The sequence below is a fragment of the Chlorogloeopsis sp. ULAP01 genome (genome assembly GCF_030381805.1).
Lineage (GTDB): Bacteria > Cyanobacteriota > Cyanobacteriia > Cyanobacteriales > Nostocaceae > Chlorogloeopsis.
On record NZ_JAUDRH010000003.1, the window covers coordinates 305,923 to 319,827 of the forward strand.

Annotated in this window: 10 protein-coding genes and 1 pseudogene; 5 read left to right on the plus strand and 6 right to left on the minus strand. The window is 42.4% G+C overall.

Features of this window, described 5'->3' with window-relative positions; all coding sequences use genetic code 11:
- Positions 1–90: 90 nt before the first annotated feature.
- From ndhD1 to QUB80_RS07590, 4 genes are all read right to left on the minus strand, one after another.
- Positions 91–1,671 carry a photosynthetic/respiratory NAD(P)H-quinone oxidoreductase subunit D1 gene (gene ndhD1 / locus QUB80_RS07575; RefSeq protein ID WP_289788897.1) on the minus strand — a complete coding sequence of 527 codons (1,581 nt, stop codon included), beginning with the start codon at positions 1,669–1,671 and terminating at the stop codon, positions 91–93.
- A gap of 214 nt (positions 1,672–1,885) precedes the next feature.
- The gene (locus tag QUB80_RS07580) at positions 1,886–3,979 is read right to left on the minus strand and encodes an NAD(P)H-quinone oxidoreductase subunit 5 (protein WP_289788898.1); all 2,094 of its coding nucleotides are present in this window, start codon (positions 3,977–3,979) and stop codon (positions 1,886–1,888) included.
- A 423-nt stretch (positions 3,980–4,402) separates the two neighbouring features.
- On the minus strand, positions 4,403–4,783 hold the full coding sequence (locus tag QUB80_RS07585) for a thioredoxin family protein (protein WP_289788899.1): 381 nt from the start codon (positions 4,781–4,783) through the stop codon (positions 4,403–4,405).
- 422 nt (positions 4,784–5,205) lie between these two features.
- Positions 5,206–5,922 carry an NnrU family protein gene (locus tag QUB80_RS07590; protein WP_289789097.1) on the minus strand — a complete coding sequence of 239 codons (717 nt, stop codon included), beginning with the start codon at positions 5,920–5,922 and terminating at the stop codon, positions 5,206–5,208.
- Positions 5,923–6,134: 212 nt separating this feature from the next.
- On the opposite strand from QUB80_RS07590, the gene QUB80_RS07595 reads away from it, so the two are divergent.
- The 4 genes and pseudogenes from QUB80_RS07595 to QUB80_RS07610 form a co-directional block, all read left to right on the plus strand.
- Positions 6,135–7,154, plus strand: coding sequence for a LysR family transcriptional regulator (locus QUB80_RS07595; RefSeq protein WP_289788900.1), 1,020 nt, complete (start codon positions 6,135–6,137; stop codon positions 7,152–7,154).
- Positions 7,155–7,243: 89 nt separating this feature from the next.
- Positions 7,244–8,668: a serine/threonine-protein kinase gene (locus tag QUB80_RS07600; RefSeq protein ID WP_289789098.1), complete on the plus strand. Its 1,425-nt coding sequence runs from the start codon at positions 7,244–7,246 to the stop codon at positions 8,666–8,668.
- Between the two features lie 27 nt (positions 8,669–8,695).
- Positions 8,696–10,114 carry an ABC transporter substrate-binding protein gene (locus QUB80_RS07605; protein WP_289788901.1) on the plus strand — a complete coding sequence of 473 codons (1,419 nt, stop codon included), beginning with the start codon at positions 8,696–8,698 and terminating at the stop codon, positions 10,112–10,114.
- 14 nt (positions 10,115–10,128) lie between these two features.
- Positions 10,129–10,614, plus strand: a pseudogene (locus QUB80_RS07610) (phosphate ABC transporter substrate-binding protein); the annotation flags it as partial.
- 175 nt (positions 10,615–10,789) lie between these two features.
- Here QUB80_RS07610 and QUB80_RS07615 read toward each other — a convergent pair.
- Entirely contained in the window at positions 10,790–11,548 is a 759-nt protein-coding gene (locus QUB80_RS07615) for a Crp/Fnr family transcriptional regulator (RefSeq protein ID WP_016874375.1), read from the minus strand.
- A 468-nt stretch (positions 11,549–12,016) separates the two neighbouring features.
- Between QUB80_RS07615 and QUB80_RS07620 the strand changes: the two genes are divergently transcribed.
- On the plus strand, positions 12,017–12,637 hold the full coding sequence (locus QUB80_RS07620; RefSeq protein ID WP_336622311.1) for a DALR anticodon-binding domain-containing protein: 621 nt from the start codon (positions 12,017–12,019) through the stop codon (positions 12,635–12,637).
- Between the two features lie 370 nt (positions 12,638–13,007).
- Here the strand turns inward: QUB80_RS07620 and QUB80_RS07625 are convergent, their stop codons facing one another.
- Positions 13,008–13,886: a Cof-type HAD-IIB family hydrolase gene (locus tag QUB80_RS07625; protein ID WP_289788903.1), complete on the minus strand. Its 879-nt coding sequence runs from the start codon at positions 13,884–13,886 to the stop codon at positions 13,008–13,010.
- Positions 13,887–13,905 lie beyond the last annotated feature (19 nt).

Consider the following 13,905-nt stretch of genomic DNA (forward strand, 5'->3'; position numbering starts at 1 on the left):
GATCGCACACAAAAAAGGGCAGGCAAAAACCCACCCTTGTAAAATATTAAGAAAAGTAAAAGTCATCTATTTATCTTTTGTCTTTTACTTTTACCTTGTGCCTTCACCAATAGCAGGCGCACTTAGCGATACCGCAGGCACTTTTTGTTGAGCTAATGACGGTACAGAATTTCGCAATCTTTCAGTTAGCTGTACTGTAGAAGCATCGTATACCTGAGTCAAAATCTTGGGATATAAACCAATCCCAATAATTGGCACTAACAAGCAGGCAATGATGAAGATTTCACGGGGTTCGGCATCGATGAGTTTCTGGTGAGAAACTAATTCTTTGTTCTCTTCGCCGTAGAAAATTTCCCGCAGCATTGACAGCAGGTAAACCGGAGTTAAAATTACCCCAACTGCCATCAAGAACACGACAATAACTTTGAAAGTCGGGTTATAGGCATCGCTAGTAGCAAAGCCTACGAATACCATTAACTCTGCCACGAAACCACTCATTCCCGGTAATGCCAAAGACGCTAAGGAACAAGTCGTCCACATAGCAAAAATCTTGCCCATCTTCTTGCCGACACCACCCATCTCGTCCAACATTAGGGTGTGGGTGCGATCATAAGTTGCTCCTACCAAAAAGAATAAACTTGCCCCAATCAACCCGTGGGATACCATTTGCAGCATTGCCCCATTCAGGCCCAAATCGGTAAAGGAAGCAATACCAATTGTTACAAAGCCCATATGGGAAATGGAAGAGTAAGCAATTTTCCGCTTCAGGTTGCGCTGGGCAAAGGATGTGAGGGCTGCGTAGATAATGTTAACTACCCCCAATATCACCAACACAGGAGCAAAATAAGCGTGGGCATCGGGAAGCATCTGAGCATTCATCCGAATTAAGGCGTAACCACCCATTTTCAGGAGAATACCAGCCAGTAACATATGTACCGGGGCTGTGGCTTCACCATGGGCATCTGGTAGCCAGGTATGAAGTGGGAAGATCGGCAACTTGACAGCATAGGCAATCAAAAAGGCACCATACAGCCAAAGTTGAAGGTTTAAGGCGTAATTTTTTGCAGCGAGCGATCGCATATCAAATGTGACCGTATCACCATAAAATGCCATCGCCAAGCCAGCTACCAAAATAAACAAGGAACCGCCGGCAGTGTACAAAATAAACTTAGTCGCTGCGTATTGCCGTTTTTTTCCTCCCCAAATAGCTAATAGCAAGTAAACCGGAATCAATTCCAGTTCCCACACCAGGAAAAACAACAGCATATCCTGGACGGCGAATACAGCAATTTGTCCGCCATACATCGCCAAAAGCAAAAAGTAAAATAACTTGGGCTTTAGTGTCACAGGCCAAGCCGCCAAAGCCGCCAATGTGGTAATGAATCCAGTCAAAATAATTAGGGGCATTGACAAGCCATCTGCCCCTACTGACCAATTCAAATCCAGCTGGGGAACCCAGGCATAACTCTCAAATAACTGCAAATTAGGATTAGAGAAGTCATACCCAAAATAAAAAGCAGTAACAATCAAGGCAAAATCGATCAACCCAACGATCAAGGCATACCAGCGAACTGTTTTGCCGTCTTTATCTGGGATGATGGGAATCAGCAGCGATGCTACTACGGGTAACAGAATAATCGTGGTCAGCCAAGGAAAATTAGCTGTATTCATCGAAGTTGTTCGTAATGTAAGGGCTTAGGCTACTAGCTATTAACTAGCAGTTTTTTCGCAATCAGGCCTTCATTTGTTAGGTTGATTTAACAAAAATCAAAAAAGATAAAGACAGGTAAATACATTTACCTGCCCTCATCCTCATGGCACAAACTTATTGAGCAATAAATAACTCATGAGATAGCAACAGTGATTACTTACACCTTTGGTTAATTTAAGTTACACCAAAGACAATCACCAAGCCCAAGACTGCCGCAAACACAATTAAAGCGTAGAATTGAGCGCGACCGTTTTCAAAGTATTTTAAGCCTTCGCCGCTAACAAGAGTGAAAAAGCCTGTAAGGTTGACGGCACCATCGACAACGCGGTAGTCAACTTCCATTACTTGTCTAGCTAAACGACGAGAGCCAAGAACAAATACGCGGTGGTAAATGTCATCGAAATACCACTTATTGAGAGATAACTCATAAAGTGGTTTGATTTGGGCCGCGATCGCCACTGGGTTAATCTTACCCCACAAATACATTAAAGAAGCGACGGTAATTCCAATTAGGGAAATTCCCACTGAACCACCCGCCATAATGTAAAACTCATGCAGGTCAACTTCTGCGGCTTTTGCCACCACTTCTTCAAGGGTTTCGTTAGGGGAATAAATAAACTCCTCAAAGTAGTTAGCAAAGGGTGTCCCCACCAAACCAATCAAGACTGAAGGAATTGCCAGCACCACCAATGGCAGGGTCATCGTCCAAGGTGACTCGTGTGGGTATTCACTATGACCGTGTCCGTGGTCGTCGTGATGGTGTTCTTCGTGGGCTTCTAGTTCTCCTTTGGTCATCGCACCGGGGCCAAAAGCAGGAGTTCTTTCAAAACCCGTAACAATCGCCATGCCGACAGGAGACTTGAGTTTATCCCACAACTGGCTTTTATTGCCCCGGAATTGACCTTCAAAAGTGGTGAAATACATCCGGAACATATAGAAGGCAGTAATCCCGGCTGTGAGCCAGCCAACACCCCATAGCAGTGGGTTAGAGGCAAAGGCGGCGCTGAGAATTTCATCTTTTGACCAGAACCCAGCAAAAGGCGGGATACCAGAAATTGCCACGCAACCGATGAAGAAAGTTAGTGCCGTAATTGGCATAAACTTGCGCAGTCCACCCATCAACCGCATATCCTGTGCCAAGTCAGGGTCATGACCGACGACTGCTTCCATGCCGTGAATCACTGAACCTGAACCCAAAAATAGCATCGCCTTAAAGTAGGCGTGGGTCATGAGGTGGAAAAGACCAGCCGAGTAAGCCCCTACTCCCATTGCCATCACCATGTAACCAAGTTGGGAAATGGTGGAGTAAGCTAAACCCTTTTTGATGTCATTTTGAGTAATGGCAATTGTTGCCCCCAAAAAAGCTGTAAACGCTCCGGTGTAGGCAATTGTATTCATTGCCGCCGGGACGTGTTCAAACACCGGGTACATCCGGGCAATCAGGAAGACGCCTGCTGCCACCATCGTTGCCGCGTGAATCAAGGCTGAGATAGGTGTAGGGCCTTCCATAGCATCTGGTAGCCAGACGTGGAGGGGAAATTGGGCTGATTTAGCTACTGGCCCCAAGAAGACTAAAATTGCAAGCAAAGCTGCCAGCAGATTGCTGATAGCACCTGTATGCACGAGTTGGGCAAGGCGATCGCCCATGATCTGAAAATCAAAACTTCCTGTTGCCCAGAATAACCCCAGAATCCCCAAAAGCAGACCAAAGTCGCCAACGCGGTTGGTAACAAACGCTTTTTGGGCTGCATCTGCTGCCGATTTGCGATCATACCAGAAACCAACTAGTAGATAAGAACACATACCTACCAGTTCCCAGAAGATGTAAATCTGCACCAAGTTGGGACTTACCACCAGACCCAACATTGAAGAGCCAAACAAGCTGAGATAGGCATAGAACCTGACATAGCCAGGGTCGTGCGCCATGTAGCCGTCAGTGTAAACCATGACTAAGAAAGCTACTGTCGTCACAATCACCAGCATCAAGGCTGTCAGGTGGTCAATAGTGTAGCCCATGCTCAGGTGAAAATTGCCCGCGGCCGCCCATTCTAGGGTGCGAAGATAAGGGGCGTGTCCATGCAGTTGACTCCATAATATGGCGAACGACAGCCCCATCGCCGCTCCCATGAGGGAGATAATCAACACGGCGTTAAGCTGTCGTAAACGGTTCGTCACCTGATTGAGAGAGATTAATCCCAGCCCAACCAACATTGCCCCTAAAAGAGGTAATACCGGAATCAGCCAGGCATATTGATAGATTACTTCCATCACTGACGCCTACTTTTAGAATTCTTCATGAAAAAGGATGAAGGCCAAAGGATTTAAGGATGAAAGAATGTGCAAATTTCGCACGGTTTTTGAGACTGCCTGCTTTTGGCACTTTAACACCCCTTGTTGTGGGCGAAATGTTTTGTGTGAGTAAAGTACAAGCTTCTACAGGAACCAGGATTTAGACATTGTTTCATACTTTAACCTTCATACTTCAGCCTTGCGTTGATCAACTTGTCGGATCTGTTAATAATTGTGACACACACCCTTCACGATAAAATACCCCACCCGATACTGATTGGGTGAGGTAATTAAACATGGTTTTATATTTTTGGCATTTTTTGGCAGTCATGAGTCAAAAGTTGAGAGCATAAATTTTTTTTACTGTTAACCATTGACTCTTGACAAATAACTATTTTTATGCTAAACAATCCCCAATTCTGCTGTTTGAGTGCTTTTGTGAACTTTAGGATGCTTGCCGTAGCTAAGTTTTATTTCTTCTAAAGCCTGAAGTAAATCTTCACGCCCTCGAAAACCTTCCAGACGTTGCCTAACAATACCATTTTCAATCAACAACAAGGTTGGTAAGGATTTTAGTCGATATGTAGTGGACAACTTGAAATTGTCATCAGCGTTAATACCGACTAATTTAATTTGCTCGCCGCATTGGGCTTTAAATTGTAATAACAAGGGGTGAATGATGCGACACAAGCCACACCAAGGAGCTTCAAAATTTACCAAAACAGGAATCGGAGATTCTAAAACTTCTTGAGTAAACGTCCGCTCACTAACCGACAACACCATGATGCCTCTAAAATTATAGGGTTTTCATATCCAAATAGCGATTAACAGTAATAGGGTAAGCTACTAACTGTCAATAAACGCTTTCAGGGCATAATTACAGATGTACAAAAATTTCAGCCTTGATTTTATTTTGCTCATAATTGATGCTGACGCAAAAGCTAGTGCATCAACCGTAATAGAATTTTAAGGTTTTTAACTCCTGTTTGCTGGTCTAGAGAGGGAAAATTGAGCGTTCCGTTCCTCTTACTGAGAATGTTGACAGTTGACAAGCAGCCATCAATATTAAAGTCTAAAATTTACTAGTTCTACCTTCCCTGACAGCTACTTCAATTTATCCTACATTGAATTGGTAGTAACTGGTGAGTCAAAATGCTCATCTGGTTTCTATCCTAATGCTGCTGTCAGTTTTGTTTCAACCTGGATTACCATTGTACCCTACTAGTTGCCGTCAACAATAGTGGATGAGACCACCACAGAAGTAATACAAAGATAGCTACTCCCAAATAGGCAGGGCGCAAAAATTCTTGCCACTCCAGATGTTGACGCCCATCTAAAATAGCAGCAAAAGGAATAATACTCGTGCGCTCTTTGAGAGTGGCAAAGGCCTTACCATAGCGCCAACCTAAGCGGCGATCGCCATGCCAAACACCAAACAAGTGGTGCAAAATTAATCCTGCGGAAGTCACAAGGGTAAATGTAGTACCCAACCAGAGAGTATGGGCTACACACCAAATTATCTGTCCAACCATTTGAGGATGGCGGGTAATGCGAATAATTCCTGTTTCATAGAGATGAACTTGTGGCTTGGTGATGGCAGCAATTTCTAGTAGATTGAAAGTAGCAGGATATAAAAATAAAAAAGATATTGCTGATAAAATCCAGACTAATGCCTTTACCCCAGGTAAACTTTGAATCTGCCAAAGTTGCAAACCATCATAACGGTGGTTAAAAAAGTAAATGATTAAGATTACAGCTAAAGGCAGGCTAATCAACGCAAACATAATGCGATAGAGGCGTGGGCCTATATGTTTTTCTGCCCAAGGCCGCAAAGCAGCTCCTCCACTATGGGCAATTGCAAAACCTAATTGTAATCCCAAGATGATGAAATGGCTGGTGGTTAACCAAGGTGGCAGCATCATAAACATAAGTGAAGTAACTTAAAGCAAGCTTAATTCAGTACAATCAATACCACAAAGTGTTCAAAGGGGGACTTTAGTCAAGATGTTGTGTTACTGTCTTTTGCGGATAAAGCCTCCAAGTTTAAGATGCAATAAATTACGCCTAGCCAGAATACTATGAATTGCAGGATTATTGCCAATGCTGCTCCTTTCTTGTTTGTGGGTTGAGCCTTATGTCTGACCTTCCTTTCACATTAGATCAGTTACGTATTCTAAAAGCGATCGCCGCAGAAGGGAGCTTTAAGCGTGCTGCTGATAGCCTCTACGTCTCCCAACCTGCCGTTAGCTTACAAGTACAAAACCTTGAACGGCAACTCGATGTTCCCTTATTTGATCGTGGAGGACGCCGCGCACAATTAACCGAGGCAGGACATCTACTCCTAAGTTATGGAGAAAAAATCCTCAGTCTGTGTCAGGAAACCTGCCGTGCGATCGAGGATCTACAAAATCTTCAAGGTGGTACTTTAATTGTTGGGGCTTCTCAAACTACCGGTACTTATCTCTTACCCCGGATGATTGGGTTGTTTCGACAAAAATATGCAGATGTGGCGGTGCAATTACATGTCCACTCTACTCGCCGAACAGCCTGGAGTGTCGTGAATGGACAAGTTGATCTGGCAATCATCGGTGGTGAAATTCCTGGTGAGTTGGCAGAATCATTAGAAATCATTCCTTACTCTGAGGATGAGTTGGCGCTGATTTTACCTGTCTTTCATCCTTTTACAAAACTCGAAACCATTCAAAAAGAAGACCTATATAAATTACAATTCATAGCTCTCGATTCCCAATCGACAATCCGTAAGGTGATCGATCAGGTTTTAGCACGACATGATATTGATACACGGCGTTTGAAAGTGGAAATGGAACTCAATTCTATAGAAGCTATTAAAAATGCTGTGCAATCTGGTTTGGGAGCCGCTTTTGTTTCTACTTCAGCGATCGCTAAAGAATTACAAATGGGAGTTCTACACTGCACTCCCATTGAAGGTGTGATCGTCAAGCGAACACTGTGGCTAATTTTTAATCCCAATCGCTATAGATCCAAGGCAGCAGAAGCTTTTAGCAAAGAAATCCTGCCTCAGTTTGCTGCCCCTGGGTGGAATCTTGATGTGTTAAAATCGTCACACCATCACAGAAGTATGGCAATCAATACAACTTTAGATACGGACACATCTCACTCTGATGAGAGTTAAAATTTAGTCATTCGTCATTTGTCATTTGTCCTTTGTCATTCAGTAATGGCTGGTGATTAATGACTAATGACTGATGACAATTGACACGTATGGAAATTTATTGCACTCGTCCCGGTTGTCCCCGTCCGCAAAACTATTTTCAAGATTTAGATGATCATTCCACCTTAAGAACAGTGCAGCAAAAATACTGCACAGCTTGTGGTATGCCCTTGATTTTGGTTAGTCGCTATTTGCCTACAAAGTTATTAGGTAAAGGAGGATTTGGGGCAGCTTTTTTGGCACGCGATCGCTACACTCCTGGGATGCGTCAGTGTGTAGTGAAGCAATTTCAACCAGCAGGCAATTTAACCACTACTCAACTGCAATTAGCCCAAGATTTGTTTGAGAGAGAAGCAGTAGTTTTAGAAGAGATAGGCACTCAACATGAGCGAATTCCAGATTTATATGCTTTCTTTCCGGTGATAGTTCCTAGTTTCTTACAGCCAGGGAAGCAAGACCAATTTTTTTATCTTGTCCAAGAATACATTGATGGACAAAATCTGGATGAGGAATTAGCGCAAAAAGGCAAATTTTCTGAGCCAGAAGTATTAGAAGTACTGCGAGAAATTCTGCAAGTATTGCAGTTTGTTCATCACAAAGGCATTATTCACAGAGATATCAAACCTTCTAACATTATGCGCCATCGCAACGGCAAACTTTACTTGTTAGATTTTGGCGCAGTTAAGCAGGTAGCCAATGCTCCTCCTGGGGTTACAACTTCTTCAACAGGAATCTATTCTTTGGGCTTTGCACCGCCAGAACAAATGTCTGGAGGACAAGTATTTCCATCTACAGATTTATACGCTTTAGCCGTAACCGTCGTGACTTTGCTTACGGGTGAAAAGGATATAACTCAGCTATTTGATGTTTATAGCAACCAGTGGAAATGGCACAATCAGACTAAAGTTAGCTCTCATCTTGCTAATATTCTTGACAAAATGCTTTTACCTGCTGTCAATCAACGCTTTCAGTCAACTCAAGAAGTTGTAGATGCCCTGAATGCACCTCCACAGCAGATTGTACCTACCCAAATCAACTCCCCTCAACTTCACCAATTATCGCCTCTGCACCCTGTACCAAATCCAATTCCACACAAACAGCAATTGCCTAGAACTTCCTCCGTTGCCCCATTTTCTATCTGGGAATTTTTAACAGGTGCAGGATTTAGTGGGTTTGAGGGTGGATTAATTGCGATCGCCCTTTATAGTTTGTTGAAATCCCCAGAAATTACGCTCGCTGCTTCCGCTTTAATCTTAGGCATACTAATTTTTGCTCAGACGCGACGGTGGATCGAAAAATGGGATTTGTTCATTATTCCTGCTATCACTTTGGCAATTATTTTTTTCGTTCCTTTGTTGCAAGCAGGACTTAGCATTCAACAAATAATTATTTTATCTGTTATGGCTGGCTTAGTTGCAATTGCAGTCACAGCTATCTTTCGTCTGATTTACAAATTATTATCTTTAATATTTTAAATAGAGTGAAGTATTGAATATCCTTCTATGTCCCAAAAAAACGAAACTGCTGTTTTAGCTTTATCTGTGTTAATTACACTAGGATTAGTGGGCGGTGGTTTTTGGTGGTTAAAAGACAAAATCTTGCCACAAAGCTCTCCAGGTAATAATTTACTCCAATCCAGTAACCAAGCGATTTCAGAACGGATTAGTTTTGGTGAAAAATTTTTAACTCCAAGGGAAATTTCTCCAATCAAAAAAGAGAGTATAGCGGCGCTAGCATCTGGTAGTTATGAGAAGGCTATTTCCAACCTACAAGCAGCGCTGCAACTTCAAAAAAACGATCCAGAGGCACTGATATTTCTAAACAACGCCCGCATAGGCGTAGGAAAAAACTATACAATAGTTGCATCTGTACCCCTTGGCACTGACCTGAATAGTTCTTTAGAAATTTTACGTGGTGTTGCCCAAGCCCAAAACGAAATTAATACTGCTGGAGGAATCAAAGGAGTACCACTAAAGGTCGGAATAGCAAACGACGATAATCATCCAGAAATTGCCAAACAAATTGCAAAAGTCTTAGTCAATAATCCACAAGTATTGGGTGTAGTAGGTCCGTATGCTAGCGATGTCACTCTAGCCGCAGGCACTATTTATACATCAGGAGAGCTTGTCGCTATTTCCCCTGTCAGCACTTCCGTAAAAATTTCTAACTTCAGCCGCTACATTTTTCGCACAGTACCCAGTGATTTTATGGCAGCGAGGGCTTTAGCTCGGTATACAATCGAAAATTTACAAAAAAAAAATGTAGCCGTTTTCTTCAATTCTCAAAGTAACTATAGTCAATCCTTAAAGTCTGAGTTTGTTTCATCAGTTTCCCTAGAGGGGGGACAAGTATCAACTGAATTTGACTTGTCTCAATCAAATTTTAGTGCTGCTAAAAGTGTGGAACAAGCGATTAAGCAAGGTGCAGAAGTTTTAATGCTAGCCGCTAATACCAACACTTTAGATAAAGCACTGCAAGTAGTGCAGGTTAACCAAAAACGGTTAAAGCTATTGGGAGGAGATGACGTTTATACGTCTAAAACTTTAGAAATTGGGCGAGAACAAGCAGTAGAGATGGTGTTGGCTGTTCCTTGGCATATTGATGGTATGCACAATTCAGATTTTCCCCGTCAGTCTCGACAGTTGTGGGGTGCTGATGTAAATTGGCGAACTGCTTTAGCATATGATGCCGCAAAAGCTTTAATTGAGGGATTAAAAAGCAATCCAACACGCATTGGTGTACAGCAAGCTTTATCGACACCTGAATTTTCTCCCACAGGTGCTTCTGGTTCAGTTCGGTTTTTGCCTTCAGGTGATCGCAATGCCGCTGTTCAACTAGTAAAAATTGTGAGCAAAAATTCTTCTCGTTCTGGTACTGGATTTGACTTTGTACCAGTGCAACTTTCAGCTATGAAAAATTAAAGCCATTAAAAATTCTAAATGCATATTCTCGTCGCCTGAGTGATGGCGGCACAGCTAAACTTTATTCCCAAGATATTTTGGGAGTTAACTTTTATATCTAACATTTAGAGCTTATTTCTACCATTACTCAAGCTCTACAACAAACTGGCGACTAATCTCGGCGGCATATACTATGTTTCTGCCCTAGAAGTTGTTCCCCAATGTTCAATCAAGCCCTTGCCGTTGGGGCGAACACAAGGGCGATATATTTCTCCATACCAAGAGCTATTTGTTCTCCCTTCAGAATGCCTTGGTAATCGGAACAAATTGAACATTGAGGCCTTCCAGTCAGGAAATTACCCGACACCCGCAATCTGTTTGTGGTGGTCAAACAGAATGCTCAAACTGATGAGCAGGCGGGTAGTGCTTATGCCAACTTAGTGCTGACCGAACAGGGACAAGAACTTATCTCCCAAGCTGGGTTTTGTCAAAGTACGCTGACACCTGTCATGAGCATTTAGCTAGAGTAGTGCATTGCTTTTGTACACACCTGTAGAATCTTGCATTTTTTATGAGAACAACAAGATTCATCTCAGTGTCTTCTCTTTTGAAGAGTAGCGCCTTCCCCTCAAGTTAGCGTGTTGGTGCTATTCCTATGGCAAGGCAGCTTCTCATTGGAGATTGCGCGATCGCACTTTAGCTGGCTCTATTAATCGACTCTGCTGGCAAGCAGATAAGATTATCCCCTTGAGTTAAAATCAAGCCGCGTTGACGCAACTTGCCCATCAAACGGGTGACAGTAACACGAGTCGAACCAATGGCACTGCCAATTTGGGCATGAGTAAGAGGGAAAGGTAAACAATAACCACGAATAACTTCAGGATCGGTTTCGCTCATTGCCGGCTCTCCATATTCCTCAATCAATAATGTGAGGAATCCTAGAAGTCGGTCAATTGTACGGCGTTGTCCTAAAGCACTCAGCCACAGCAACTTTCGCTGGTGCTGTAACCTGAAGGCATCCATCACTTCACGGCGGAAGTGAGGCCAGTTATCTAAATCGTGCCAGTACATCCACAACACCATAGTTTGGTCAACGTGTGCGTAAGCCTGGAGCGTGAATGGTGATTGAGCAACAATTTCAAACGGCTGTCCTGCACCAACAAACCCCAAGAAAGCTTCTTCTGGAGTTCTATTAATGCGTCGAGACGTTAACTGACTGGCTGTAGCACTCACTTGGGCGGTTCCTACCATACGGATCGCACCCCTTTGCACCAAATACAGCAATCCAGGTCGGGCTGGAATGCGCTCATCTTTGCTAAAGGTGCGGCAGCGATAGTGTTCCTGAGCCCAATCAAGAATCCGTTGCCAAGTTAAAAAAGGCCGTGATGCCTCAGAAAAAGAGGATGGAGATTGCATAGGTAACAAAGAGCGTTCGGCTGAAGACAAAGACGTCATAAAAAGGTGCAAGGAGTGTCTTCTTGTTGGCTAGTCAGGCTTAACACCTAACAGTGCCAGCCATCTAAAAGGTAGAAACTGAGCTTCTACATCTTTTGTATACTTATTACTGTACAATGATTGTAGTAAAATTTACTCTGTTTCAAAAAAAATTTGCACAATTCTAATTTTTCTTTCTCTAAATTAAAGTTCTATCCTAAGACAGATGACATAAAATTAACATTTCTCAAATATTTTAAGTTTACCGTATCTAATACGTATTAAATGCTACAAGTTAGCAAATACACATCAATTAAACAGTTAGTGCATTGTTATTTGATGACTGTGTTGAGTATTTATACTAATAGTCACAAAAATATATGCATAATAGATAAAAAAATTCCTCTTTCTAAAGGAAGAGATAATGAACGAGTTTTGTACATCACAGGTATAGCACTTAGGTTATCGAAATATGAGAATCTACCTGCGATGGAAATTGCCAATGCGATCGCCTCTCATTTATTGATAGAGACTAGCGACGTTTTCAGAGTTAAAATTATCCCGCCTGGCTGGATTCATTTAGAATTAGCTCATCTAGCTCTAGCTGCTTGGTTAAAAAAACTTGTATCTCTTGGAGAGGAAAAAGGGGGTACGAACAAAGAAAGTGTTCTTGTGTCAGAGTATCGCGACGTTCAATTGTCTTCTTCTCTATTTCCGATTCAGTATGCTCATGCACGCTGCTGCTCTTTAATGCGACTAGTTCAGCAAGAAGAGTTGTTTATTTCCACTAATGTAATACCTTGGCTGGATACACAGCAAAAACTACGGTTCAATCATCCTGCTGAATTTCGTCTGATGAACGAATTGGTGAAAGTGATGGATGAATTAGAATGTTCATCTACTGAGGCTGGGGTGAAGTGGGAAAAAGCAGCGCTTTCTCTGAGCCAAGCTTTTGAAAGTTTCTGGTGCAATTGCCGCATTTGGGGTGAGGTTAAAACGACTTCACCAGAATTAGCTCAAGTTAGGCATGGGTTAATCGTAGCTACTCAATGGGTTTTGAAATTTATGTTGGAAGATAAGCTGAGTGCTTTTGCCCCTTCTGAGTTATGAAGATGGCGTGAAGTACAAAACTACTTAAACTGTTAGCAAAAGTTTTAAGTGCTTTTCATAAAACAATAAATTCCAATGTATATCACTGAAATCAATCAAAATTTTTGTAACAAGTATTGACTGGTTGAATCACTTAGGATATATTATCTGGTGTGTGAGGAGCGAACCAGCGAGGGTACCGAGACGAAACACGGCCAGTCGTCGGTACCCTTTCTGATTTTTAGATGAGCGATACGCTTTTCGCCATCTTTTTCTATTTTGAAAGAGTGTAAATAATAAAAAAGTCCTGCATCTGTTTAAAGCAGGACTGAGTAGTCTGAATAAATTGTGATACAAGTTTTAAAGTAAGCTTGTTTACTGCTACTCCTTATTAAAGCAGTAATTTTTTAATCGCCACTGCTACCCCGTTTTCTTCAACATTAGGTGCAATCCAATTGGCGATCGCTTGTACCTGTGGTGGCGCATTGCCCATTGCAATACCTATGCCAGCGTAATTGAGCATTTCCACATCATTAAAATTATCACCAATAGTCATAACATTGTGAGATTGTAGCCCCAGTTGTTCTTCAGCTAAGTAGCGGACTGCTGCTCCTTTGTTAGCGAAAGGGTTAGTTGCTTCAAAGAATGTAGCAACAGATTTGGTGAGATACAGTTCAGCAGGGGTATATTGACTAGCCAAAGAGCCTAGTAAGTTGTCAATAATATCTGTGTCATCACATAAAGCCAAAATTTTTGTAGGTTCGTTGCTCAAGACTTGGCGTAAGTCACCTACGGAAATGGGGATAATACCAGAACGTTCTGCATAAATTTGAGTTTCTGGTGTGACTTCTCGGACGTAGAGTTGATCATTGATATAAAAGTGAACAGACAACAGCGATCGTAGTTCTGGTTGTTCAAAATAATCCAATAGCTGCTCGGCAATTTCCCTAGAAACAGGTAAATGTCGATGCATTGTTTGAGAGACTGGGTCTTGAATCCACGCTCCTTGATAGGCTATTAAAGGCAAAATAGAGTTAATTTCTTGATGGAAACGCAAGGCAGAGCGATACATTCTGCCTGTCGCGATGGCTACTTTAACTCCTTGGGCTTGCACCGCACTAATTGCTTGCTTGACGGGTTCGGTGATGGTGTTCGATTGCCCAGCAATAGTTCCATCTATATCTAAAACAAGTAATTTAATGTCTGTAGATTGTGCAGCAATATCTGCAATACCAACTGATTCTAAGTGAGGGGCAGATGCTTTCTGCATAAATTTAGTTGTTAGTACT

What these genes read in the sequence shown, in the direction of transcription:
- ndhD1 (WP_289788897.1), bottom strand. Translation starts at nt 1,671, where the DNA reads ATGAATACAGCTAATTTTCCTTGGCTGACCACGATTATTCTGTTACCC.
- QUB80_RS07580 (WP_289788898.1), bottom strand. Translation starts at nt 3,979, where the DNA reads ATGGAAGTAATCTATCAATATGCCTGGCTGATTCCGGTATTACCTCTT.
- QUB80_RS07585 (WP_289788899.1), bottom strand. Translation starts at nt 4,783, where the DNA reads ATGGTGTTGTCGGTTAGTGAGCGGACGTTTACTCAAGAAGTTTTAGAA.
- QUB80_RS07590 (WP_289789097.1), bottom strand. Translation starts at nt 5,922, where the DNA reads ATGATGCTGCCACCTTGGTTAACCACCAGCCATTTCATCATCTTGGGA.
- QUB80_RS07595 (WP_289788900.1), top strand. Translation starts at nt 6,135, where the DNA reads ATGTCTGACCTTCCTTTCACATTAGATCAGTTACGTATTCTAAAAGCG.
- QUB80_RS07600 (WP_289789098.1), top strand. Translation starts at nt 7,244, where the DNA reads ATGGAAATTTATTGCACTCGTCCCGGTTGTCCCCGTCCGCAAAACTAT.
- QUB80_RS07605 (WP_289788901.1), top strand. Translation starts at nt 8,696, where the DNA reads ATGTCCCAAAAAAACGAAACTGCTGTTTTAGCTTTATCTGTGTTAATT.
- QUB80_RS07615 (WP_016874375.1), bottom strand. Translation starts at nt 11,548, where the DNA reads ATGACGTCTTTGTCTTCAGCCGAACGCTCTTTGTTACCTATGCAATCT.
- QUB80_RS07620 (WP_336622311.1), top strand. Translation starts at nt 12,017, where the DNA reads ATGGAAATTGCCAATGCGATCGCCTCTCATTTATTGATAGAGACTAGC.
- QUB80_RS07625 (WP_289788903.1), bottom strand. Translation starts at nt 13,886, where the DNA reads ATGCAGAAAGCATCTGCCCCTCACTTAGAATCAGTTGGTATTGCAGAT.